Raw genomic sequence first — 19404 nt, 5'->3', positions numbered from 1 at the left:
CCGGTGGAGGAGAAGCGCACGGTCAAGGTGTCGAAGTTCCTGTCGATGGTGCTGCGGCACCGGCCGGAGTCGGTCGGCATCGTGCTGGACGACGCCGGCTGGGTGGACGTGGACGAGCTGATCGGCGCCTGCGCCGCGCGGGGCCGGCGCTTCTCCCGGGCCGAGCTGGACCACGTGGTGGCGCACAACAACAAGAAGCGGTTCGCGTACTCGGCGGACGGCCGCCGGATCAGGGCCAGTCAGGGGCACTCGGTGGCGGTGGAGCTGGGGCTGCCCGCCGCCGAGCCGCCCGCGGTGCTCTACCACGGGACGGCGGCGGCCACGCTGCCGCTGATCCTGCGCGACGGACTCCTGCCGATGTCGCGGCAGGACGTCCATCTGTCGGCGGACGAGGAGACGGCCGTGCGCGTGGGATCGCGGCACGGCCGTCCGGTGGTGCTCGAGGTGGACGCCGCCGGGCTGGCCGCCACCGGCCATGTGTTCCGGGTCAGCGCCAACGGGGTGTGGCTCACGGACCGGATACCGCCGGAGCGGCTGCGGCAGCTCCCGGCGAGGTGACGCGAGGCGGGGCTCGTACGGTCAGGGGCGTGCGCGGTCAGGGGCGTGCGCGGTCCGGGACCACGAGGTCAGGGACCACGTTCAGGGGCGTGCGGGGTCAGACCGAGGTCGTGGTGTCGGTGCGATGACCCTTGATGGCCGACCACACCGCGTCGGCGACGGCGACGAACACGATGGCGCCGATGAGCTGGAGCACATGCCGGGTCCAGTCGAAGCCCTTGGTGTCGCGCACACCGATCCAGCCCGACACGGCGTTGCCCAGAACGCCGCCGCCCATGCCGCAGATCACGGTGAGCCACAGCGGGATGTTCTGCTTGCCCGGCAGGATCGCCTTGGCGATCAGCCCCAGCACCAGACCGACGATGATCGCCCACAACCAGCCCATGACGCTCGCCTCCTCGTGACCGGACGGCACGCGCCCGGTACTCGTGCCGTCAGTGTGCGTCCGGCCGGGGTACGCCGCATGTCGGGCGTGAGCGTCCTGCGTACGGCGCAGCCCCGGAACGCGCGCGGTGCCCTCCCCCGCCCTGCTGCGCGGGCACCTCGCGGCGTACCGTGGGACCAGGCGGACCGGGGCGCTGTGACCGGTGATCAGCACGGTCCGGCGCATCGGTCAGGCGGAGGAACGGGATGCGGAAGCGCGGCGCTCCGGCAGTCATCCGGATCACGGGGGCGCGGGCCGGCCTCACCGAGGACGTCCGGGGGCGGCAGCGGCGGTACATCATCTCGATGTCGATCCGTACCCTCTCGGTGATCCTCACCGTGGTGCTGTGGAACGTGGAACGTCCGCTGGCCTGGGCGACCCTGGTGATCGGCGCGCTGCTGCCGTATGTGGCGGTGGTCTATGCCAACGCCGGCCGGGAGAGCGCCCCGGGGCTGCCCTCCTCGCTCATTCCGACCCCGGTGCGCCCGGCCCTGGAGGCCACACAAGTGGAGTCCGCGGCGGAACGTGCCGAGCAGCCGGTCGCGGAGCGTCCCGAGGCGGGTTGAGTCGGTGACCAGCGGCGCGGACCGGATCCGTCACCCTGGTCCGGACCTGTGGGGACGGGCCGCGAACCTCAAGGAAGGCTCAGATCAATCATGGAATTCCCCCTCCACGGCGAGCAGGGCGCGTGACATACTGCGTACGCGCTCCGCATCCCCCGTCGGAGCGACGGACCGACGCCGGGCAGCTCCCCCCGTGGCTGCCCGGCGTCGCCATGTTTACTGGGTGACGTGAGCGACGAGACGCCGACCTGCTCGGCCAAGAGCTGCCGTACCCCCGCGGTGTGGGTGCTGGCCTGGAACAACCCGAAGCTGCACACGCCGGAGCGGCGCAAGACCTGGCTGGCGTGCGAGGAGCACCGTGAGCATCTGTCCCAGTTCCTGGGCATACGCGGCTTCCTCAAGGACGTGGTGACCCTGGCGGAGTGGGAGCGGCGTGCCGAGCCGGGCGCGGGCACCACCGCCGAAGCCGCCGAAGGTGCAGAAGCGGCCGAATCCACCGGGGCCGCCGGGAAGCCCGCCGCGCCCGCCGCCGAGCGCTGATACCCGCTCAGCCGCCGATCGCCGACATGGGCCGCGCGGGCTGGAGGAACGCCGGGTCGTCAAGGCCCGAGCCCGCCTTCTTGCCCCGCGTCGCCGCCCGCCACAGCTCGGCCAGACGCGCGTCGGAGGCACCCGAGCGCAGCGCCCCGCGCAGATCGGACTCCTCGCGGGCGAACAGGCAGTTGCGCACCTGGCCGTCTGCGGTGAGCCGGGTGCGGTCGCAGGCGCGGCAGAAGGGCCGGGTGACCGAGCCGATCACGCCGACCCGGCCCGGTCCGCCGTCGACCAGCCAGCGCTCGGCGGGCGCGGTGCCACGGACGGACTCGCCTTCGGGGGCGAGCCGGAAGCGGGTCCGCAGACCGGTCAGGATCTCGTCGGCGGTGACCATCTCGGCACGCTGCCAGCCGTGCTGCGCGTCGAGCGGCATCTGCTCGATGAACCGCAGTTCGTAGCCCTGGTCGAGGGCCCAGCTCAGGAGTGCGGGCGCCTCGTCGTCGTTGACCCCGCGCATCAGCACGGTGTTGACCTTGACGGGGGTGAGCCCGGCGGCGCGGGCGGCTTCGAGGCCCGCCACGACGTCGTGGTGGCGGTCACGGCGGGTCAGGGTGCGGAAGACGTCGGGGCGCAGGGTGTCCAGGGAGACATTGACCCGGTCGAGGCCGGCCGCGCGCAGGGCTTCGGCGGTCCGGCGCAGGCCGATGCCGTTGGTGGTGAGGGAGAGCCGGGGGCGCGGTGCGAGGGCGGCGCAGCGCTCCACGATGCCGACCAGGCCGGGCCGGAGCAGGGGTTCGCCGCCGGTGAAACGTACGTCGGTGACGCCCAGCTCGGTGACGGCGACGCGCACCAACCGTACGATCTCGTCGTCGGTGAGCAGGTCGGGCTTGGCCAGCCAGCTCAGGCCCTCTTCGGGCATGCAGTACGTGCAGCGCAGATTGCAGCGGTCGGTGAGGGAGACGCGCAGGTCGGTGGCCACGCGGCCGTAGGTGTCGAGGAGCACGGTCCGTCCGCCCTTCCCGGCACGCGGTGCGCCGATGCCTTGTCCGGTGGTTCCCGCCGATTCCCGGCTCGTGTCCTGTCTGCTTCCGGTCGCTCCCGGTCTGTCCCATCCACCTTATGTCCCGCCGCCGACAACGCGGCGGGACAGCCCTCGCCGGACGGCCCGGGACGCCGGGCGCGGGCCCAGGAGACGCCCGCCGGACCCCGCCGGCGCGACGGTCGCAAGACGGCCCGGGGAGGGGCGACACCCGGGCCCGACCGGTTCGTTGAGCAGTGCACCTGTCCGCGCAGCACCCCGAGGACCGCCGCCGTGAACGCCGTACCGCCTCCGCCCCCGCCGCCGTCCGAGCCATCGCCGTCCGAGCCGCAGCTTCCGGCCCGCAGGCCGTACGGGAGCGTCACCCTGCCCGCCGCGCTGCCGGTCCCCCGGCCGCTCACGGCCGTACCGGCCGCGACCGGGCACCGGCAGATGTACCGGGTACGGCTGCCGCTGCTGAGCATCGCGGCGCTGCGCGCCGACCGCCGCCCCTGAGCGGCGGTCAGCCGGTCCTTTCGACCATGGGCGCCGCGGCGAGCACGCCAACGGTCAGCAGCATCTGGGCGCAGGCGTAGGTCAGCATGATCCAGACGTCGCCGTCGGGCGGTTGCGGCCAGTCCGCGAGGCCGGTCGCGATGAGGGTGTCGGACAGCAGGAAGAGGGCGCCGCCGAGTGCGGCGCGCCGCCCGAGCCCGTACGCGCCCGCGGCCATGGCGGCGAGCAGCAGGCTGTACGCGGCGACGGGCACCCGCATCCCCGGGTCGAGACCGGGGACGAGCAGCGAGATCAGCGCCGCCCACACCACGCCGTAGGCGGCGCAGCGGACGGCCACGGCCCGCCGGGCGCCCGCGAAGGCGCCACGCCGGGCGAAGAGTCGCAGGTAGCAGACGTGCCCGGTGGCGAAGGACGCCATGCCGAGCAGGAACGGTACGGTGCCGCCGATCTCCAGCAGGACATCGCCGCCCCAGCCGCAGGCCAGCGCGGCGAGCAGCCCGCGCGGGGCCGACCGTGTCCACGCCAGCGCGGCCAGCACGGGCATCAGCAGCGGCTTGGTGACCGCCCTGACGAGGTGCCAGTCCGCGCTGATGGCGGTCAGATGCAGTTCCAGTACGCCCACGAAGAGGGCCGGCAGCGCGGGCGCCAACTCCCGCGGTACGCGGGCCCGTACCTCCGCGCCCGGTGGCCGCGTCACTCCTCCCGCTCCCCGGCCGTCGAGCCCGCGGGCAACCCGGCGTGACCGGCGGCGTCCTGGCCTGCGTCCTCGTCGCCGTCCTCGTCGGGGTGAACACGGCCGCCCGCCGTCCCCACGACGGTGAGCAGCGCGAACGCGGGGGTCGACCACGGCGCGGCGTCGGGCGGTTGCGGCATGAGCGCACGATAAGGGCGGCTGCGCACCGCCCGCCAGACCTGGTTACCGACTGGTAAGGATTTCCGCGCGGAACGGTTCCGGAGGGAGGGGTGGCACGGGGTGTCGGTGCCGACCCTTATTCTCAATGACCATGCTGGACAACCTGACCGAGCAGCCGCCGCCGACCCCGTGGCCCGCCGGATACCCCGAGGGCTATGCCGTGGTCGACGTGGAGACCACCGGACTCGGCCGGGACGACCGCATAGTGTCCGCGGCGGTCTACCGGCTGGACGCGCGCGGCGAGGTCCAGGACCACTGGTACTCCCCGGTCAACCCGCAGCGCGACCCGGGTCCGGTGTGGATCCACGGGCTGACGGGCGCGATGCTCGCCGACGCGCCGCTCTTCCCCGAGATCGCCGCCGAGCTGGCCGAACGGCTCGCGGGCCGGGTGCTGGTGGCGCACAACGCGGTCTTCGACTGGTCGATGCTGGCCCGCGAGTACGCCCGCGCGCAGTCCGTGGCCCCGGTGGAGCACCGGCTGTGCACGATCGTGCTCTCCAAGGAGCTGCGACTGCCCCTGGCCAACCACAAGTTGGAGTCGCTGGCCGCGCACTACGGGGTGCGGCAGCGCAGGGCGCACCACGCGCTGGACGACGCCCGGGTGCTGGCCGAGGCGTTCCGGCCGAGCCTGCATCTGGCGGCGGCCGCCGCGCTGCCGCTGCCGCTGCACGCGTGCCGGCCGCTGACCGAGTGGGTGGACTCCGCGGCCCCGGTACCGGCCCCGCGCTACGGCTCGCTGCACGGCTCAGGCCCCCGGGCCATGGGCTGGCGGCCGGCCCGCAAGCGGCCCCCGTGCCCGTATCCGAACCCGGGCAGGCTGGAGCCGGGCGGGGCGCTGGTACAGGGGATGCGGGTGGCGTTCTCCGGGGACACCGGGATCGACCGGGAGCTGCTGGAGGACCGGGCCACGGACGCGGGGCTGCATGTCGCCTCCTCGGTGAGCCGGCTGACCAGCGTGCTGGTGACCAACGACCCGGACTCCCCCACCACGAAGGTCGCCAAGGCCCGTCAGGTCGGCACCCCGGTGATCGACGAGCGGCAGTTCTCCGAGCTGCTCAAGGCCGTCGTCCCGGCCCCCGACGTCCACGGCTGAGACGGCCGAACCGACCGAGGCGGCTGAACCGGCCGAACACCGGCCGAGGTGGCTGAACCGGCCGAGGCGGCCGGAACAGCTCGGACCACCGGAGCGGCCGCCGCCCCCGGGAGTGCCGTTCGGGTGGTTCCCCGGTGGCGCGCCCGCGTGCTGTGTTGCCCCGGCGGAGCCGTGATCGCAGCCTGTGCCTCATGGCCCGATGCGAGGTTTGCGGAAACGACTACGAGATGAGCTTCGAGGTGCACGCCGCGGGCGCGGTGCATGTCTTCGACAGCTTCGAGTGCGCGATCCACCGGATGGCCCCGATCTGCGAGCACTGCCGGGTGCGGATCGTCGGCCACGGGGTGGACGTCGACGGCCGCTGGTACTGCGGCGGTCACTGCGCCAAGGCCGAGGGCGGCAAGGGCATCGTCGACCGGGTCGGCACCACCGCCCCTGCCTGAGCCCCGGCCGCCGCCACCGGCCCGACGCCGCCCGCCGCCTATCCACCCCCTCCCCGCCGCGGCCCCGCGGCCGAGTTGTACCGTCGTGGGGTGTACCGCTTCCTGCTGTCCAAACAATGGGTGATCCTCACCCTCCTCGGCCTGGTCATGATCCCGACGATGATCAGGCTGGGCTACTGGCAGCTGCACCGCCACGAGCACCGGGTGGCGAACAACAAGATCATCTCGGCCAGCCTCAGAACCCCGCCGGTCCCGCTGGAGTCGGTGACCCACCCCGGCGCCGTCCTCCCGCACCGGGACCTCTACCGCGCGGTGACCGCCAAGGGGCACTACGACACCGCGCACGAGGTGGTCGCCCGGCAGCGTACGGCCGCGGACGGCCAGCAGGTCGGCTACCACGTGATCACCCCGCTGGTGCTGGACGACGGCCGGGCGGTGCTGGTCAACCGCGGCTGGATCTCCCCCGGCGACGACATCACCCACTTCCCGAAGATCCCGGCCCCGCCCTCCGGCGAGGTCACGGTCACCGGGCGGCTGCGGCCCGACGAGACCTCCGGCGCCACCGGCATCCGGAACAAGCACGGGCTGCCGCCGCGTCAGATCATGCTCATCGGCAGCAGAACGGTGGCGGGCGACGTACCGGAGACGCTGGTCAGCGGCTACATGGAGCTGGTCTCCACCTCGCCGGGGCCCAAGGGAACACAGCCCGAGCTGATCCCGGAGCCGGACCACAGCAGCATCGGCCCGCACCTGGCGTACGCGATCCAGTGGTGGCTGTTCTCCGCCATGGTGCCGGTCGGCTGGGTGATCCTGATGCGCCGCGACCGCGCCGAACTGCTCGCGGCCCGCGCCGCGAAGGAGCGCGCCGCGGGCGACGGCCCGGACGGCGGCGCTCCGGGGGACGGCGGCTCCCCGGACGGCCCCGACACCCCTCAGGAGCCCGAAGGCAGCGTCCCGCTCACGGTGTGAGCACGCCGGCCCACCGGGCACGCTGATACGCGTACAGGCGATTCCCCACACGAAGGCGGCGAGGCGGACAGGTGCCAGGACGTATCGAGGACTACGCGATCATCGGCGATCTCCAGACCGCCGCGCTGGTCGGCCGGGACGGCTCCATGGACTGGCTGTGCCTGCCGCGCTTCGACTCCGCCGCGTGTTTCGCCGCTCTTCTCGGCGACCGCGACAACGGCCGCTGGCGGCTGGCGCCGGTCGGCGCGACGCAGTCCACCAGCCGCGCGTACCGGGGCGACACGCTCGTCCTCGACACGGTCTGGGAGACGCCCACCGGCACCGTCAAGGTCACCGACTTCATGCCGCAGCGCGACAAGGCCCCCGACCTGATCCGGATCGTCGAGGGCGTCTCCGGCGAGGTCGCGATGCGCGGCGAGCTGGTGCTGCGCTTCGACTACGGCAGTGTCGTGCCCTGGATGCGCCGCACCGACGGCCACCGGGTCGCCGTCGCGGGCCCCGACTCGGTGTGGCTGCGCAGCGAACCGCATGTGCCGACCCGGGGCAAGGACCTGCGTACGTACTCCGACTTCACGGTCGGCGCGGGCCAGAAGGTCGCCTTCATACTGACCTGGAACCCCTCGCACGAGGAGCCGCCGCCGCGGGTCGACCCCTACGCCGCGCTGGACGGCTGCCTGGAGGACTGGCTGGCCTGGTCGGCGCACTGCCGTTACGAGGGGCCGTGGCGCCCGGCGGTCGTACGCTCGCTGATCACCCTCAAGGCCCTGACGTACGCGCCCAGCGGGGGCATCGCGGCCGCCGCGACCACCTCGCTGCCCGAGGAGATCGGCGGGGTGCGCAACTGGGACTACCGCTTCTGCTGGCTGCGCGACGCCGCCCTGACCCTCAACGCCCTGCTGTCCAGCGGCTTCCTGACCGAGGCCAGGGCCTGGCGGGACTGGCTGCTGCGCGCGGTCGCGGGCGACCCGGCCGATCTGCAGATCATGTACGGGATCGCGGGCGAGCGCAGGCTCCCGGAGTACGAGGTGCCCTGGCTGGGCGGTTACGAGGGTTCCGCGCCGGTCAGGGTCGGCAACGCGGCCGCCGGGCAGCTCCAGCTCGACGTCTACGGCGAGGTGATGGACTCCCTCTTCCTGGGCCGCAACAGCGGCCTGGACAACGAGTCGCACGCCTGGAACCTGCAACGCTCGCTGATGGACTTCCTGGAGACCAAGTGGCACGAGCCGGACGAGGGCCTGTGGGAGGTCCGCGGCCCGCGCCGGCACTTCGTGCACTCCAAGGTGATGGCCTGGGTCGCCGCCGACCGCGCGGTACGGACCCTGGAGTCCCAGCCCGGGTTGCGCGGCAATGTGGACCTGTGGCGTTCCATGCGCGCCCAGGTGCACGCGGAGGTGTGCGAGAAGGGCTACGACGCCGAGCGCAACACCTTCACCCAGTCGTACGGCTCGCAGGAGCTGGACGCGGCCACGCTGCTCATCCCCCAGGTGGGCTTCCTGCCGCCGACCGACCGCCGGGTGACCGGCACGGTGGACGCGGTCAGGCGCGAGCTGGACCACGGCGGTTTCGTACGGCGCTACACCCCCGACTCGGGCAGCGTCGACGGGCTGCCGGGCAGTGAAGGGGCCTTCCTGGCCTGCTCGTTCTGGCTCGCGGACGCGCTGCACGCCACCGGGCGGCGGGACGAGGCCGTGGGCCTGTTCGAGAAGCTGCTGTCGCTGCGCAACGACGTGGGGCTGCTCTCGGAGGAGTGGGACCCCGTGGCCGGACGCCTGCTCGGCAACTTCCCGCAGGCGTTCAGCCACATCGGTCTGGTCAACAGCGCGCTGACGCTCTCGGGCACGGCGGTCAAGCGCTGCTGACAGCGCTCACGCGGGGCCGCAGGGCGTCTCAACTCACCCGGCGGGCCCGGTGTCTGACGGCCCGCAGCCTCGCCTCGGCGGGCAGCGCGTCAAGACCGGCCGAGTCACGCGCGCGGACCAGCACGGACGAATCCAGGCTCGCGGCCACCTCCCTGGGGGTGGCGTGCGGGGCCAGGCCCAGCACCATACGGGCCTCGGGCGCGCCGCGTCCGCCGACCAGCGTGGCGTGCGCCCACTCCACGCCCTCGTACGACTCGGCCTCCGCGGCCAGCACGTGCTCCAGCGCCCGGCCGCGCAGCAGCGCGCCCTGCCCGTCGCCGCTGTCCACCTGGATCTGCCGCACCCGCCGGCGGTGCGCCTGGCCGAGCAGCCACCACAGGGCGGCCAGCATCAGGACGGCGAGCACGGCGATGACCACCGGCCACCACCAGCCGTGCGAGCGGTAGCGGGTGCGGTTGTGGGCGCTCAGCAGTACGTCCTTGGGCCCGGTCCACGGCCACCCGCCGGGCATGCCGAAGTTCCAGTGGCGCTGGAGGTCGAGGCCGCCGATGAGAACGGACAGGCCCACGAAGAGCAGGATCAGGCCGATCAGTCCCAGCAGGACCCGGTTGAGTGTGGTGCGCATCGGCCCTCTCCTACGCCTTCTTCTCGGCCGCTCGGACATGCACCCTCAGCCGCGGCGGCCGGGCCAGCCCGAGCTGCCGTACGGCGTCGTCGAGCGCGTTCGTCAAGTCCTCGCGCACCTCGTCCAGTTCACGGAAGTGGGAGTTGGCGCGGGCCTTGATCCGGCGCCGGCCGACGCCGATCCGGGCCCAGCGCACTCCGGGCACCTCCATCGCCCGGTCGCGCAGCACGAGTTCGGCCGCGTGGCGGTCGAGCCCGGCCCGTACGCCCTCGCTGCCTCGGCGTGCCATGGGGAGCACTCCGCGTTCGCCGGGGGTCAGGGCGAGCAGCAGCAGCCACAGGCCGAGCACGGAGGCCACCGCGGCGCCGACGATGATCCACACGTTGTCCAGGTGCCGGGTGGCCAGTTCACGCGCGAGGGTCTTTCGCCAGCTCATCGCCTCGCGGTCGGCGCGCACGGAGGCCACGTCGTAGAGGAACAGGCCGGACAGGCCGAGGCCGACGGCGGCGGTGACGGCGGCGGGGATCCGGCGGCCGGACCAGAAGCGCTTGGCCGCCGAACCGCCCTCCTCCTCGGCGGTCGGCGCGTACTGCACCGCGCCCGCGGGCTGTCGGTCCGGGACGGCGGTCCGCGTGCCGAGTCCGGTGGGGAGTTGCTCGGTCGGCTCGGGCTCCTGCCCGGGCCCGGGGACCGGTCCGGTGTCGCTCACTGCACCCTTCCCTCGTCCTTGCGGCCGACAGCCGAGTGCAGCCGCTCCACCTCCACGGCCACCTCGGGCACCGCCAGACCGGTCAACGCCTCGACCCGGCCGGCGACATGACGTCGTACGGTGCCGCACACCGCGCCGATGTCGGCGGGGTAGCCGAGTTCCAGGGACAGCCGCAGCCGGGCGGTGCCCTTGCGGACGGACACCGAGGCGTGCGGGGTCGCGTCGCGCGGGACCAGTTCGGCGCCCGGAGCGTCACCGAGCGCCTCACCGGCGGCCTGTGCGGCGATCTTCGCGATCACCCGGTCCGCGATCCGCAGCGCGCCGCGTTCCGCGGGCGGCAGTTGTGAGGGGAGCGCCGCCGTCATCAGCGCCGCCGGTCGCGGTCGCGCGACCGGAAGAACTCCCCCGGTTCGATGTCGCCGTCGATGAACTTGCCCACCACGAACCCGACCGCGCCGAGCGCCGCCACCAGAAGGAAGGCCCCGAACCCGCCGAAGTATCCGGCGAATCCGAGTGCCATTCCGACGACCAGACCGATCACCGCCATGCTCATCCCGCGCTCTCCGTCCCCTCAGCCATTCCCGCGCACTCCCCTTCGGTCCGGTCCGCTGTCGCGGTTACTGAACGCGCTGCTCACGCTCGTCGTCGTCCTCCTCGTCGGGAAGCTTCACGTCGTCGACCGCGACGTTGACCTCCACGACCTCAAGGCCGGTCATCCGCTCGACGGCGGCGATGACGTTCTCCCGCACCGCGCGGGCGACATCGACGATCGAGACGCCGTAGTCCACGACGATGTCCAGGTCGAGCGCGGTCTGCACCTCGCCGACCTCCGCCTTGACCCCACGGGTGACGGACTGCTGCCGGTTGCCGCCCGGCACCCGGTCGCGTACCGCGCCGAAGGTACGGGACAGCCCGGTGCCCATGGCGTGCACGCCCACCACATCGCGGGCGGCGAGTCCGGCGATCTTCTCCACCACCCCGTCGGCGATCGTGGTACGGCCGCGGGTGGCCGGGTCACCCAGCACCTTGCGCCCTCCGCCGCCACTGCCCTTGTCGAGCGTCCTGCCCTCGGAGTGCGAGGAGGAGCCTTCCGGCTCGGGCCTGTTGTGCTGCGCGTTGTCAGTCATCGCGAGTCGTCCCTTCGTATGGGCTGCTCCGTACCCCAGACTATGTGCGCATGCCCCGTAGTGCCGGGGGGATGCGCCCAGTGGGTACCGCTGACCCCCCATCCGAGTGGTCGGCCCGCGGAAGGCGATGCCACGTGACCATGGACCGACTGACCCGGACCGTGCGGGAGCAGGTCGCCCTGGGACGGCTCCTTCCCCTCGGCGCTCCCGGCGACACCGCGTGGATCACCGAGGCCGCGGCCGTGCGGGTGCTGCGGGCGGCCTGTACGGGGCTGCCGGGGGTGCGGGTGGGCAAGGTGTCGCTGCTGCTGGGCCAGACGGGTGATGACGGCGGCGTGGGCGGCCCGTCGGCGGCCGCGCCGGTGGGCGCGCTGCCGCATGTGCCGCTGCGGATCGAGGCGGCCTTCGAGGCGTCGGTGGACGAGCCGCTGCCGCTCGCGGCCGACCGGCTGCGGGAGGCCCTGGGCGGCGCCGCGCGCGGCGGGCTCGGGCTCACCGTGGAGGCGGTGGATCTGGAGGTCGTCGGGCTGCTGGACGGCGTGTCCCCGGCTGGTGGCCCGGACGGCGGCCCGCGCGGCGGGACGGACGACGAGGGCGAGGACGCCGCCGAGGAGCCCGGCGGGGATTCGGGCGGGGCGACGCTCGCGGCGGTCGGCGGCGGTTCCGAGGCGGTCCGGGCCGCGGCGCTGGCCGTGCCCGGGGTGGCCGGGCTGACCCGGCGGCTGGCCGGGCTCGGCTCCGGGGTGCGCGTGCAGGACACGGGGGCGGACGAGGACGGGTCCGGGGCCGCGGGCCGCCGGGTGCAGGTGCAACTCGCGGTCGCGCCCGGCTATGTGGCGCTGACGGTGGCCCGCGAGGTGGCCGCCGCCGTGACGACCGCCGCGGCCGAGGGCGCGAAGGGCCCGGTGGCGACGGCGGTCGTGGTGACGGACGCGGGCTGAGCCCGAGCCCCGCGGGCGGTCGGTCGGGCGGACGCTGCCGGGCTCGACGGGCGGCCAGGGGGCCGACGCGGATCGGGAGCGGCCGGCCTGAGCCCGACTGGACGTGCGGGTCCCGCCGGCTACTCCCCCAGACCCGCCAGGTCGCGCAGCCGGCGGCCCTGGGCGGCACGCTCGGCCGCCCACTGCTGCTGCTCGCTGTGGTCGGCGGCCCCGCGCAGCAGCGCCTTCGTCTCGTTGACGGCGCCGCGCGGGGGCGCGAGCAGGGCTTCGACCAGGTCCTTGACGGCCGCGTCGAGTTCGGCGGCCGGTACGACGAGATTCGCCAGCCCGGTGGCCTGCGCCTCCTCGGCCCGTACGAAGCGGCCGGTGACGCAGATCTCCAGCGCGCGGGCGTACCCGACCAGCGCGGTCAGCGGCTTGGTCCCGGTGAGGTCGGGCACCAGACCGAGGCTGGTCTCGCGCATGGCGAACTGGACGTCGTCGGCGCAGACCCGCAGATCACAGGCGAGGGCCAGCTGGAATCCGGCGCCGATCGCATGGCCCTGGACGGCGGCGACCGTGAGCAGGTCGGTGCGCCGCCACCAGGTGAACGCCTCCTGGTACTCGGCGACGGTCGCGTCCAGCTCCGGTTCGGATCCGCGCGCGAGGTCGAGGAACGACGGCTCACCGTCGAAGCCCTCGGGCGTGAACGCCTGCCGGTCGAGCCCCGCGGAGAAGGACACGCCCTCGCCGCGCAGCACCACGACCCGTACCTGCCCCGGCAGCAGCCGTCCCGCCTCGGCCAGGGCCCGCCAGAGGGCGGGCGACTGGGCGTTGCGCTTGGCCGGATTGCTCAGGGTGACATACGCGACGGTGTCGTCCAGGGTGAGCCGGACTCCGTCGCGTGCGAGCAGGATGTTGTCTTCGGGCATCGGGCACCTCCGAGCGGACCGCGGACATGATTACCGAAGAGTAACCATCCGGTCGGAACGCCGGACCTCCGGGTGCCGGAGGTGCCCGGCCACTGAGCCTGCTCGGCGCTCGGGGATCAGGCCGTGGCGGCCTTCTTGCCCCGGGTTGCGCCTCCGCGACCGCGCAGGGTCACACCGGACTCGCTGAGCATCCGGTGCACGAATCCATAGGACCGGCCGGTTTCCTCGGCCAGCGCTCGGATGCTCGCACCGGAGTCGTACTTCTTCTTCAGGTCTGCCGCGAGCTTCTCGCGCGCGGCGCCGGTCACCCGGCTGCCCTTCTTCAGAGTCTCGGCCACCCGTGCCTCCTCCAGGGAAGTGCGCTTATGGACTCTCATGATCACCCCTAAGTGCCTTCCTGGCCACCCATTCGACAAGGTCCATCACCGGACATTCGCAAAGTGAATGCCCTGATAGCGCCCGCCGAACGGGCCCGGGGGCGCATTCCCGGCCGCCCTTTTCCGTGCGCGCCCCGGGCGCCGGGGAATACCGGCAGGTCAACCCTGGTTGGTAAGGAGTTTGCCGACGTCACACCACTGATCAACGGCCGGCCGGGCCGCCGGGGCGGGTGGCTACCGCCGGTACGAGCCGGACTCACGCAGATGAAGGATCAACGATGGGCCGAATGATCGATTCCGGATGATCACCCGGCCCGCGGCGCCCTTCCGGAGCCCGCCGACGAGTCGTGCGGCCGGACTCGGCGACGGGCCGCACGGCTCAGTGGAGGTCGCGCCTCAGGCGAGCGACACCAGGTCCGCGTAGTCCTGGCCCCACAGGTCCTCCACGCCGTCCGGCAGCAGGATGATCCGCTCGGGCTGGAGCGCCTCGACGGCGCCCTCGTCGTGGGTGACCAGCACCACCGCGCCGGTGAAGGTGTGCAGCGCGCCGAGGATCTCCTCGCGGCTGGCCGGGTCGAGGTTGTTGGTCGGCTCGTCGAGCAGCAGCACATTGGCGCTGGAGACGACCAGCGAGGCGAGCGCGAGGCGGGTCTTCTCACCGCCGGAGAGCACCCCGGCCGGCTTGTCGACGTCGTCGCCGGAGAAGAGGAACGAGCCGAGGATCTTGCGGATCTCGACCAGATCGGTGTCCGGCGCGGCCGAGCGCATGTTCTCCAGGACGGTGCGCTCCGGGTCGAGCGTCTCGTGCTCCTGCGCGTAGTAGCCGAGCTTGAGACCGTGGCCCGGGGTCACCTCGCCGGTGTCGGCCTTCTCCACCCCGGCCAGCAGCCGCAGCAGCGTGGTCTTGCCGGCGCCGTTGAGACCGAGGATGACCACCCGGGAGCCACGGTCGATGGCCAGGTCCACGTCGGTGAAGATCTCCAGTGAGCCGTACGACTTGGACAGGCCGCTCGCCATCAGCGGAGTCTTGCCGCAGGGCGCGGGGTCGGGGAAGCGCAGCTTGGCGACCTTGTCGGAGACCCGGACCGCCTCAAGGCCGGACAGCAGCTTCTCGGCGCGCCGGGCCATGTTCTGCGCGGCGACGGTCTTGGTGGCCTTGGCGCGCATCTTGTCGGCCTGCGAGTTGAGGGCCGCGGCCTTCTTCTCCGCGTTCTGCCGCTCGCGCTTGCGGCGCTTCTCGTCGGCCTCGCGCTGCTGCTGGTAGAGCTTCCAGCCCATGTTGTAGACGTCGATCTGGGCGCGGTTCGCGTCGAGGTAGAAGACCTTGTTGACGACCGTCTCGATGAGGGTCACATCGTGGGAGATGACGATGAAGCCGCCGCGGTACGTCCTGAGGTAGTCGCGCAGCCAGGAGATGGAGTCGGCGTCCAGGTGGTTGGTCGGCTCGTCGAGCAGCAGGGTGTCCGCGTCGGAGAAGAGGATGCGGGCCAGCTCGACCCGGCGGCGCTGGCCGCCGGACAGGGTGTGCAGCTGCTGGCCGAGCACCCGGTCGGGCAGGCCGAGCGCGGCGGCGATGGTGGCGGCCTCGGCCTCGGCGGCGTATCCGCCCTTGGTGAGGAATTCCGTTTCCAGCCGCGAGTATTTCTTCATCGCGTTCTCGCGGGTGGCGCCTTTTCCATTGGCCATCCGCTCCTCGTTCTCGCGCATTTTGCGCAGCACGGTGTCGAGGTCGCGGGCGGACAGGATGCGGTCGCTGGCGAGGGTGTCGAGGTCTCCGGTGCGCGGGTCCTGCGGCAGGTAGCCGACCTCGCCGGAGCGGGTGACGCTCCCGGCGGCGGGCTGGCCCTCGCCGGCCAGCACCTTGGTGAGGGTGGTCTTGCCCGCTCCGTTGCGGCCGACCAGGCCGATGCGGTCGCCCTTGGCGACACGGAAGGAGGCGGACTCGATGAGGACGCGGGCGCCGGCGCGCAGCTCGATGCCGGTGGCAGTGATCACGGGAAAAGCTCCAGGGCGATACGGACGGCGGAGGGGCCCGCGGTCCGGACGACGGTCGGGTGGGCGTCGAGGTCGTACGCCGCGGCTAATCGAGGAGGAAAACTGCCATGCGGACCAGTCTACTGGCGGCACGCAACCGGTTTGCCGCGCACGGGCGCCGAAGCGCCCGGCCCGGCCTCGTCCCGTATCTTCACGCGTGCGCGCCCGTACGGCGGAGGCCCGCACAGGGTCACATGCCGTACGGCCGGTGCGGCGGGGGCCGGTGGCCGGCTACCCGCGTCACGCCTCCCCGGTGTGGACCTGGAACGCCGCCCTGCGCATCGCCTTGGCCAGCGCGGGGTCGGGGTGCGCGGCGGCGAGCGCGACCAGCACCTGCACGGTGCGCGGGTGGCCGACCGTACGGACCTCTTCGAGCAGCCCCGGGACCGAACCCTGTACGGCGGTCTCCAGATGACTGACCAGCAGATGGTCCTCGCCGTGGTCGGCGACGGCCGCGGCCGTGTCGATCCACAGCCAGGTGGCCTCCTCGCGGGTGAGCAGCCCGGTGGCGGTGTCCGGGTCCTCGCCGCCGAGTTCGGCCAGCCACAGCACGGCGTACGGGCGCAGCGTCGACTCGGTGACGGCGGCCCTGACCGCGGACTCGGCCGGGTTGCCGACCACGCGCAGCGCCTCGAAGGCCAGTCCGCGCAGCAGGGCGTCGTCGCCGCGCGCGGTCTCCAGGAGTTCGGCGACGGCCGGGGCGACCGGGCGGGCGGCCAGCCAGGCCCGGTACTCGGCGCGGGCGGGGCCCGGGGAGAGCCCGGCGCAGGCGCGCAGCATGGTCTCGGCGGACTGTTCCATGTGCCCGGCCGGGCCCTGGGCCGCGACGCAGATCTGCTCCAGCTTGACCCAGACCGCCCAGCTGCCGAGCGCGGTGAGCGCCACCTCGTCGGGCCGCTGGGGGTCGCGCGGACGCAGGGCGCCGACGAGGGCGGCGGCGTCCAGGGTCCAGTCGAGCAGGGCGGGCAGCGGGTCGTCGGCGCCGTCGGCGGGCGGTTCGTGGCGCTCGGTGCGCAGTTCGGCGACCCGCTGGCGGAGCAGGTCGAGCAGGGTGTCGATCGGCACCGGGTCCTGCGAGAGGTGCAGGAAGGAGAGCAACTGCGGCGCGGCCTCGATGACTTCGGCGACGAGCGCCGGATCGGGGCCGGTCGTGCCGCCCGGCAGGAAGGGGTGGGCGAGCGACCAGGCGTCGAAGAGGGCGACCCAGCCGCGCAGGACGGCGGTGTCGTCGCTGTCCCAGGCGCGCAGCCGCCAGCCGGGGCGGGCGGCCCCGCCGTGCAGCTCGATCAGCCCGGCGAGCCGGGCCCGGTCCCAGGCCGTACGGATCTGACCCGGCGTCAGATCCAGTGCTTCCGCGGCCTCCTGGACGGTCGTGTCGGGCAGTATGCCGGTCGGTCCCGCCATACCGGGGCCGGTGCCGGCCCAGCGGGCGAGCCGTACGGCGGCTGCGAGTTCGGTCCGGGCGAGCCGGGCGAGTTCGGGCACGGACGGCGTGCCCTCAGGGGGGCGCGGAGGTCTGGACCTCCGCGTCGTGGCGGTCCTGCGGGCGGCGGTGAGCGGCCGGCGGGGGACGAGGCGGAGCGGAGTGTCTCGCGGGATACGGGACGTCACCTGATCAGTCTCTCCGCTGAGCGCCCATATTCCCAAACGGGCGTCCGCGCGACCGCCGCACGAGGCGTACCGCGGGTCGTACGACACCGGTCGGCGCTTGTCGTCACGACAGGGGAAACCGCAGGTCAACCGGCTTGTCAACGTTTCCGTACCGCCTCTTGCCAGGGTGCTCACATGAGCGGGGTCAGAAAGCGGCGCAACGTTTCCTCGTACGTCGCCGGGTTCACGTTCCACATCGCCGCGTGCGGCGCGCCGGGGACGGTGTGCAGGGACACCGCGCCCGGCTGGCGATCGACCAGGGCGCGCGAGTCGTCCCAGGGGGCGAGGGTGTCGTCGGGGCCGTGCACGACCAGGGTGGGCACGGTGAGCTCGCCGGTCGCGGCCGGCTCGCCGCGGTGGGCCGCGACCGGTCCGGTACGGCCCTCGGCGGCGCGGACCGCCAGCGGCACCAACGCCCCCGGCAGCCCGCGGGACTTGGCGGCGGCGCCGACGGTGAAGCGCCAGTCGAGCACCGGGGAGTCCAGCACCAGGCCGGCCACCTTGTCCCGTACCGGGGAGTGCCGGAAGGCGTGCAGGGCCATCGTGGCGCCGGTCGACCAGCCGTACAGGATGATCCGGTGGGCGCCGGAGTCGACCGCGTGGCGCATGGCGGCGTCCAGGTCGTGCCACTCGGTGTCGCCGAGGTGGCCGATGCCGTCGGGGGACGCGGGGGCGCCGGGGTCGTTGCGGTAGGAGACGACGAGCTGGGGGAAGCGGAAGCGGTTCAGGGCGGGCAGCAGATTGAGCGCCCGCTCGCGCCCCGCGCCCAGGCCGTGCACGCAGATCACCCAGGTGGGGCGGAGGCCGGGCAGGTACCAGGCGGGCAGCGGCCCGAGTTCGCCGGGCACCTCGCGTTCGGTGAAGTCCAGGCCGAACGCGCTGCCGGGGTCGCCGGCGTACGCCTGCGGGGTGATCCGGACGAAGCCGCCCTCGGTGAGCGTGCCCTTGCCGACGCGGAGCAGTTCGCGGGTGACCGTCCGCTCGGTACGCCCGGTCACCCGGCCGACGGTGGCGTGCACGCCGATGCCGGTCAGGCCCCACACGCCCGGGCGGGCGGAGGCGTCGGTGCGGGTGAGGGTGACGCGGTCGCGGGTGATGTCCCGCGCGGTGATCAGGCCCTCGGGGGCGGGGCCCGCGAGGGACGGCCTGAGGGCGAAGCCGGACCCGTACCGGCCGGCCGCCAGCGCGGCCGTACCGGCACCCACCACGGAGGCGGCCGCGAGGGCCGCCGCGTTTCGAAGGCGCATCGTCCTTCCAGTGTGGGCGCCGGGCGGGGGCGCGGCGAGGGGAGGCGGGCGAGCGGGTGACGCCGGGGTGTCGTTCCCGGCGGGCCGCGGGCTACCGGCCCGGCTGCCCGTAGCCCCGGTACTTGTCCGCGGCCCGGTTCATCTCGCGGCCGGACAGGGTGCGCGGCGAGCCGGCGTCCGTGGCGGACCGGGCGAGCAGCCACACCCGGCACAGCCACTCCAGCTGCGCGGTGCGCTCGTAGGCCTGGTCGAGGGTGTCGCCGTAGGTCAGGGCGCCGTGGTTGCGCATCAGACAGCCGGTGCGGCCGTCGCGCAGGGCGCGCAGCACGGCGCGGGCCAGCTCGTCGGTGCCGTAAAGGGCGTAGTCGGCGACGAGGATCTGGCCGCCGAGGGCGGCGGCCGCGTAGTGGATGTTGGGGAGCTTGCCGACGAGGGTGGAGACGGCGGTGGCGTGCGGGGCGTGGGTGTGGACGACGGCGCGGGCGGCCGGGGCGGCGCGGTAGAGGGCCAGGTGGGTGGGGAGTTCGCTGGTGGGTCCGAGGTCGCCGCGCACCTGGCGTCCGGTGCCGAGTTCGACGGCGACGACGTCTTCCGGGCCGAGCCGGTCGTACGGGACGCCGGTCGGGGTGACGAGGACGAGGTCGCCGACCCGGGCCGAGACGTTGCCTGACGTGCCCACGACGAGGCCGTCGGCGACCGTACGGCGGGCCGTGTCCACCACTTCTGACCAGGCACTCTTTATGGCGTCACACACTTGTGAGCCCCTTTCTCCTTGGTTACACCCTGTAACTTTTGCGGGCCCGTTCACCGGTGATTCACGTCGGCACCGTGAGTCCGCCGCCAGTTCATCTTCCGTTCACCAATGATCCGTACGGTCGCCTGGCCACTGTCCG

The 19404-nt window shown here is 73.4% G+C and carries 23 protein-coding genes and 1 pseudogene; 9 read left to right on the top strand and 15 right to left on the bottom strand.

Going from position 1 to position 19404, the window contains the following annotated elements:
• Positions 1-3: 3 nt before the first annotated feature.
• The gene (locus OHA30_RS28735; protein WP_328916780.1) at positions 4-558 is read left to right on the top strand and encodes an RNA 2'-phosphotransferase; all 555 of its coding nucleotides are present in this window, start codon (positions 4-6) and stop codon (positions 556-558) included.
• Positions 559-655: 97 nt separating this feature from the next.
• Here the strand turns inward: OHA30_RS28735 and OHA30_RS28730 are convergent, their stop codons facing one another.
• The gene (locus OHA30_RS28730; RefSeq protein WP_328916779.1) at positions 656-943 is read right to left on the bottom strand and encodes a GlsB/YeaQ/YmgE family stress response membrane protein; all 288 of its coding nucleotides are present in this window, start codon (positions 941-943) and stop codon (positions 656-658) included.
• Positions 944-1188: 245 nt separating this feature from the next.
• Between OHA30_RS28730 and OHA30_RS28725 the strand changes: the two genes are divergently transcribed.
• Together OHA30_RS28725 and OHA30_RS28720 are read left to right on the top strand one after the other, a co-directional pair.
• On the top strand, positions 1189-1548 hold the full coding sequence (locus tag OHA30_RS28725) for a DUF3099 domain-containing protein (protein WP_328916778.1): 360 nt from the start codon (positions 1189-1191) through the stop codon (positions 1546-1548).
• A gap of 225 nt (positions 1549-1773) precedes the next feature.
• Positions 1774-1989 (top strand): annotated as a pseudogene (locus OHA30_RS28720) (hypothetical protein); the annotation flags it as partial.
• A 103-nt stretch (positions 1990-2092) separates the two neighbouring features.
• Here the strand turns inward: OHA30_RS28720 and moaA are convergent.
• Positions 2093-3082, bottom strand: coding sequence for a GTP 3',8-cyclase MoaA (gene moaA / locus OHA30_RS28715; protein ID WP_328916776.1), 990 nt, complete (start codon positions 3080-3082; stop codon positions 2093-2095).
• 309 nt (positions 3083-3391) lie between these two features.
• Here moaA and OHA30_RS28710 point away from each other — a divergent pair, with 309 nt between their 5' ends.
• Positions 3392-3613, top strand: coding sequence for a hypothetical protein (locus OHA30_RS28710; protein WP_328916775.1), 222 nt, complete (start codon positions 3392-3394; stop codon positions 3611-3613).
• 7 nt (positions 3614-3620) lie between these two features.
• On the opposite strand, the gene OHA30_RS28705 is transcribed toward OHA30_RS28710, so the two are convergent.
• Positions 3621-4310, bottom strand: a complete 690-nt coding sequence (locus tag OHA30_RS28705; protein WP_328916774.1) for a lysoplasmalogenase — start codon at positions 4308-4310, stop codon at positions 3621-3623.
• Entirely contained in the window at positions 4307-4486 is a 180-nt protein-coding gene (locus OHA30_RS28700; protein WP_328916773.1) for a hypothetical protein, read from the bottom strand. The genes OHA30_RS28705 and OHA30_RS28700 overlap by 4 nt, the downstream gene beginning before the upstream one ends.
• Before the next feature lie 131 nt (positions 4487-4617).
• On the opposite strand from OHA30_RS28700, the gene OHA30_RS28695 reads away from it, so the two are divergent.
• From OHA30_RS28695 to OHA30_RS28680, 4 genes are all read left to right on the top strand, one after another.
• The gene (locus OHA30_RS28695) at positions 4618-5619 is read left to right on the top strand and encodes a DEDDh family exonuclease (RefSeq protein WP_405785106.1); all 1002 of its coding nucleotides are present in this window, start codon (positions 4618-4620) and stop codon (positions 5617-5619) included.
• Positions 5620-5810: 191 nt separating this feature from the next.
• Entirely contained in the window at positions 5811-6062 is a 252-nt protein-coding gene (locus tag OHA30_RS28690) for a hypothetical protein (protein ID WP_328916771.1), read from the top strand.
• Positions 6063-6152: 90 nt separating this feature from the next.
• Entirely contained in the window at positions 6153-7031 is an 879-nt protein-coding gene (locus OHA30_RS28685) for an SURF1 family cytochrome oxidase biogenesis protein (protein WP_328916770.1), read from the top strand.
• 71 nt (positions 7032-7102) lie between these two features.
• Positions 7103-8890 (top strand): glycoside hydrolase family 15 protein, encoded by a 1788-nt coding sequence (locus OHA30_RS28680; protein WP_328916769.1) that lies wholly within the window; start codon positions 7103-7105, stop codon positions 8888-8890.
• A 28-nt stretch (positions 8891-8918) separates the two neighbouring features.
• Here OHA30_RS28680 and amaP read toward each other — a convergent pair whose 3' ends face one another.
• From amaP to OHA30_RS28655, 5 genes are all read right to left on the bottom strand, one after another.
• Positions 8919-9515 carry an alkaline shock response membrane anchor protein AmaP gene (gene amaP, locus OHA30_RS28675; RefSeq protein WP_328916768.1) on the bottom strand — a complete coding sequence of 199 codons (597 nt, stop codon included), beginning with the start codon at positions 9513-9515 and terminating at the stop codon, positions 8919-8921.
• A 10-nt stretch (positions 9516-9525) separates the two neighbouring features.
• Positions 9526-10224 (bottom strand): DUF6286 domain-containing protein, encoded by a 699-nt coding sequence (locus OHA30_RS28670; protein WP_328916767.1) that lies wholly within the window; start codon positions 10222-10224, stop codon positions 9526-9528.
• Positions 10221-10589, bottom strand: a complete 369-nt coding sequence (locus OHA30_RS28665) for an Asp23/Gls24 family envelope stress response protein (RefSeq protein ID WP_328916766.1) — start codon at positions 10587-10589, stop codon at positions 10221-10223. Before OHA30_RS28665 ends, OHA30_RS28670 begins: the two co-directional genes overlap by 4 nt.
• Positions 10589-10777: a hypothetical protein gene (locus OHA30_RS28660; RefSeq protein ID WP_328916765.1), complete on the bottom strand. Its 189-nt coding sequence runs from the start codon at positions 10775-10777 to the stop codon at positions 10589-10591. Before OHA30_RS28660 ends, OHA30_RS28665 begins: the two co-directional genes overlap by 1 nt.
• Positions 10778-10841: 64 nt before the next feature.
• Positions 10842-11351 (bottom strand): Asp23/Gls24 family envelope stress response protein, encoded by a 510-nt coding sequence (locus tag OHA30_RS28655; protein ID WP_328916764.1) that lies wholly within the window; start codon positions 11349-11351, stop codon positions 10842-10844.
• Positions 11352-11491: 140 nt separating this feature from the next.
• Between OHA30_RS28655 and OHA30_RS28650 the strand changes: the two genes are divergently transcribed.
• Positions 11492-12292 (top strand): hypothetical protein, encoded by an 801-nt coding sequence (locus OHA30_RS28650; RefSeq protein ID WP_328918035.1) that lies wholly within the window; start codon positions 11492-11494, stop codon positions 12290-12292.
• 119 nt (positions 12293-12411) lie between these two features.
• On the opposite strand, the gene OHA30_RS28645 is transcribed toward OHA30_RS28650, so the two are convergent.
• The 6 genes from OHA30_RS28645 to OHA30_RS28620 form a co-directional block, all read right to left on the bottom strand.
• Positions 12412-13203, bottom strand: a complete 792-nt coding sequence (locus OHA30_RS28645) for an enoyl-CoA hydratase/isomerase family protein (RefSeq protein WP_328916763.1) — start codon at positions 13201-13203, stop codon at positions 12412-12414.
• Positions 13204-13319: 116 nt separating this feature from the next.
• Entirely contained in the window at positions 13320-13541 is a 222-nt protein-coding gene (locus OHA30_RS28640) for a helix-turn-helix domain-containing protein (RefSeq protein ID WP_188281871.1), read from the bottom strand.
• 435 nt (positions 13542-13976) lie between these two features.
• A complete protein-coding gene (locus tag OHA30_RS28635; protein WP_328916762.1) occupies positions 13977-15575 on the bottom strand; it encodes an ABC-F family ATP-binding cassette domain-containing protein in 1599 nt (532 codons plus the stop codon).
• A 279-nt stretch (positions 15576-15854) separates the two neighbouring features.
• Positions 15855-17225, bottom strand: a complete 1371-nt coding sequence (locus OHA30_RS28630; protein ID WP_328916761.1) for a hypothetical protein — start codon at positions 17223-17225, stop codon at positions 15855-15857.
• Between the two features lie 170 nt (positions 17226-17395).
• A complete protein-coding gene (locus OHA30_RS28625) occupies positions 17396-18511 on the bottom strand; it encodes an alpha/beta hydrolase (protein ID WP_328916760.1) in 1116 nt (371 codons plus the stop codon).
• 91 nt (positions 18512-18602) lie between these two features.
• Positions 18603-19265, bottom strand: a complete 663-nt coding sequence (locus tag OHA30_RS28620) for a class II aldolase/adducin family protein (RefSeq protein WP_328916759.1) — start codon at positions 19263-19265, stop codon at positions 18603-18605.
• Positions 19266-19404 lie beyond the last annotated feature (139 nt).

The sequence above is a fragment of the Streptomyces sp. NBC_00223 genome, assembly GCF_036199905.1.
Classification (GTDB): domain Bacteria; phylum Actinomycetota; class Actinomycetes; order Streptomycetales; family Streptomycetaceae; genus Actinacidiphila.
Note: the sequence above shows the minus strand (reverse complement) of the source record. Positions and strands in the feature narration are given on the sequence as shown.

Bases quoted from the DNA above. Each gene is read 5' to 3' on its own strand.
- OHA30_RS28650 (WP_328918035.1), top strand. From the start codon at position 11,492: ATGGACCGACTGACCCGGACCGTGCGGGAGCAGGTCGCCCTGGGACGG.
- OHA30_RS28690 (WP_328916771.1), top strand. From the start codon at position 5,811: ATGGCCCGATGCGAGGTTTGCGGAAACGACTACGAGATGAGCTTCGAG.
- OHA30_RS28730 (WP_328916779.1), bottom strand. From the start codon at position 943: ATGGGCTGGTTGTGGGCGATCATCGTCGGTCTGGTGCTGGGGCTGATC.
- OHA30_RS28655 (WP_328916764.1), bottom strand. From the start codon at position 11,351: ATGACTGACAACGCGCAGCACAACAGGCCCGAGCCGGAAGGCTCCTCC.
- OHA30_RS28665 (WP_328916766.1), bottom strand. From the start codon at position 10,589: ATGACGGCGGCGCTCCCCTCACAACTGCCGCCCGCGGAACGCGGCGCG.
- OHA30_RS28625 (WP_328916760.1), bottom strand. From the start codon at position 18,511: ATGCGCCTTCGAAACGCGGCGGCCCTCGCGGCCGCCTCCGTGGTGGGT.
- OHA30_RS28695 (WP_405785106.1), top strand. From the start codon at position 4,618: ATGCTGGACAACCTGACCGAGCAGCCGCCGCCGACCCCGTGGCCCGCC.
- OHA30_RS28645 (WP_328916763.1), bottom strand. From the start codon at position 13,203: ATGCCCGAAGACAACATCCTGCTCGCACGCGACGGAGTCCGGCTCACC.
- OHA30_RS28660 (WP_328916765.1), bottom strand. From the start codon at position 10,777: ATGAGCATGGCGGTGATCGGTCTGGTCGTCGGAATGGCACTCGGATTC.
- OHA30_RS28700 (WP_328916773.1), bottom strand. From the start codon at position 4,486: ATGCCGCAACCGCCCGACGCCGCGCCGTGGTCGACCCCCGCGTTCGCG.
- OHA30_RS28725 (WP_328916778.1), top strand. From the start codon at position 1,189: ATGCGGAAGCGCGGCGCTCCGGCAGTCATCCGGATCACGGGGGCGCGG.
- amaP (WP_328916768.1), bottom strand. From the start codon at position 9,515: ATGCGCACCACACTCAACCGGGTCCTGCTGGGACTGATCGGCCTGATC.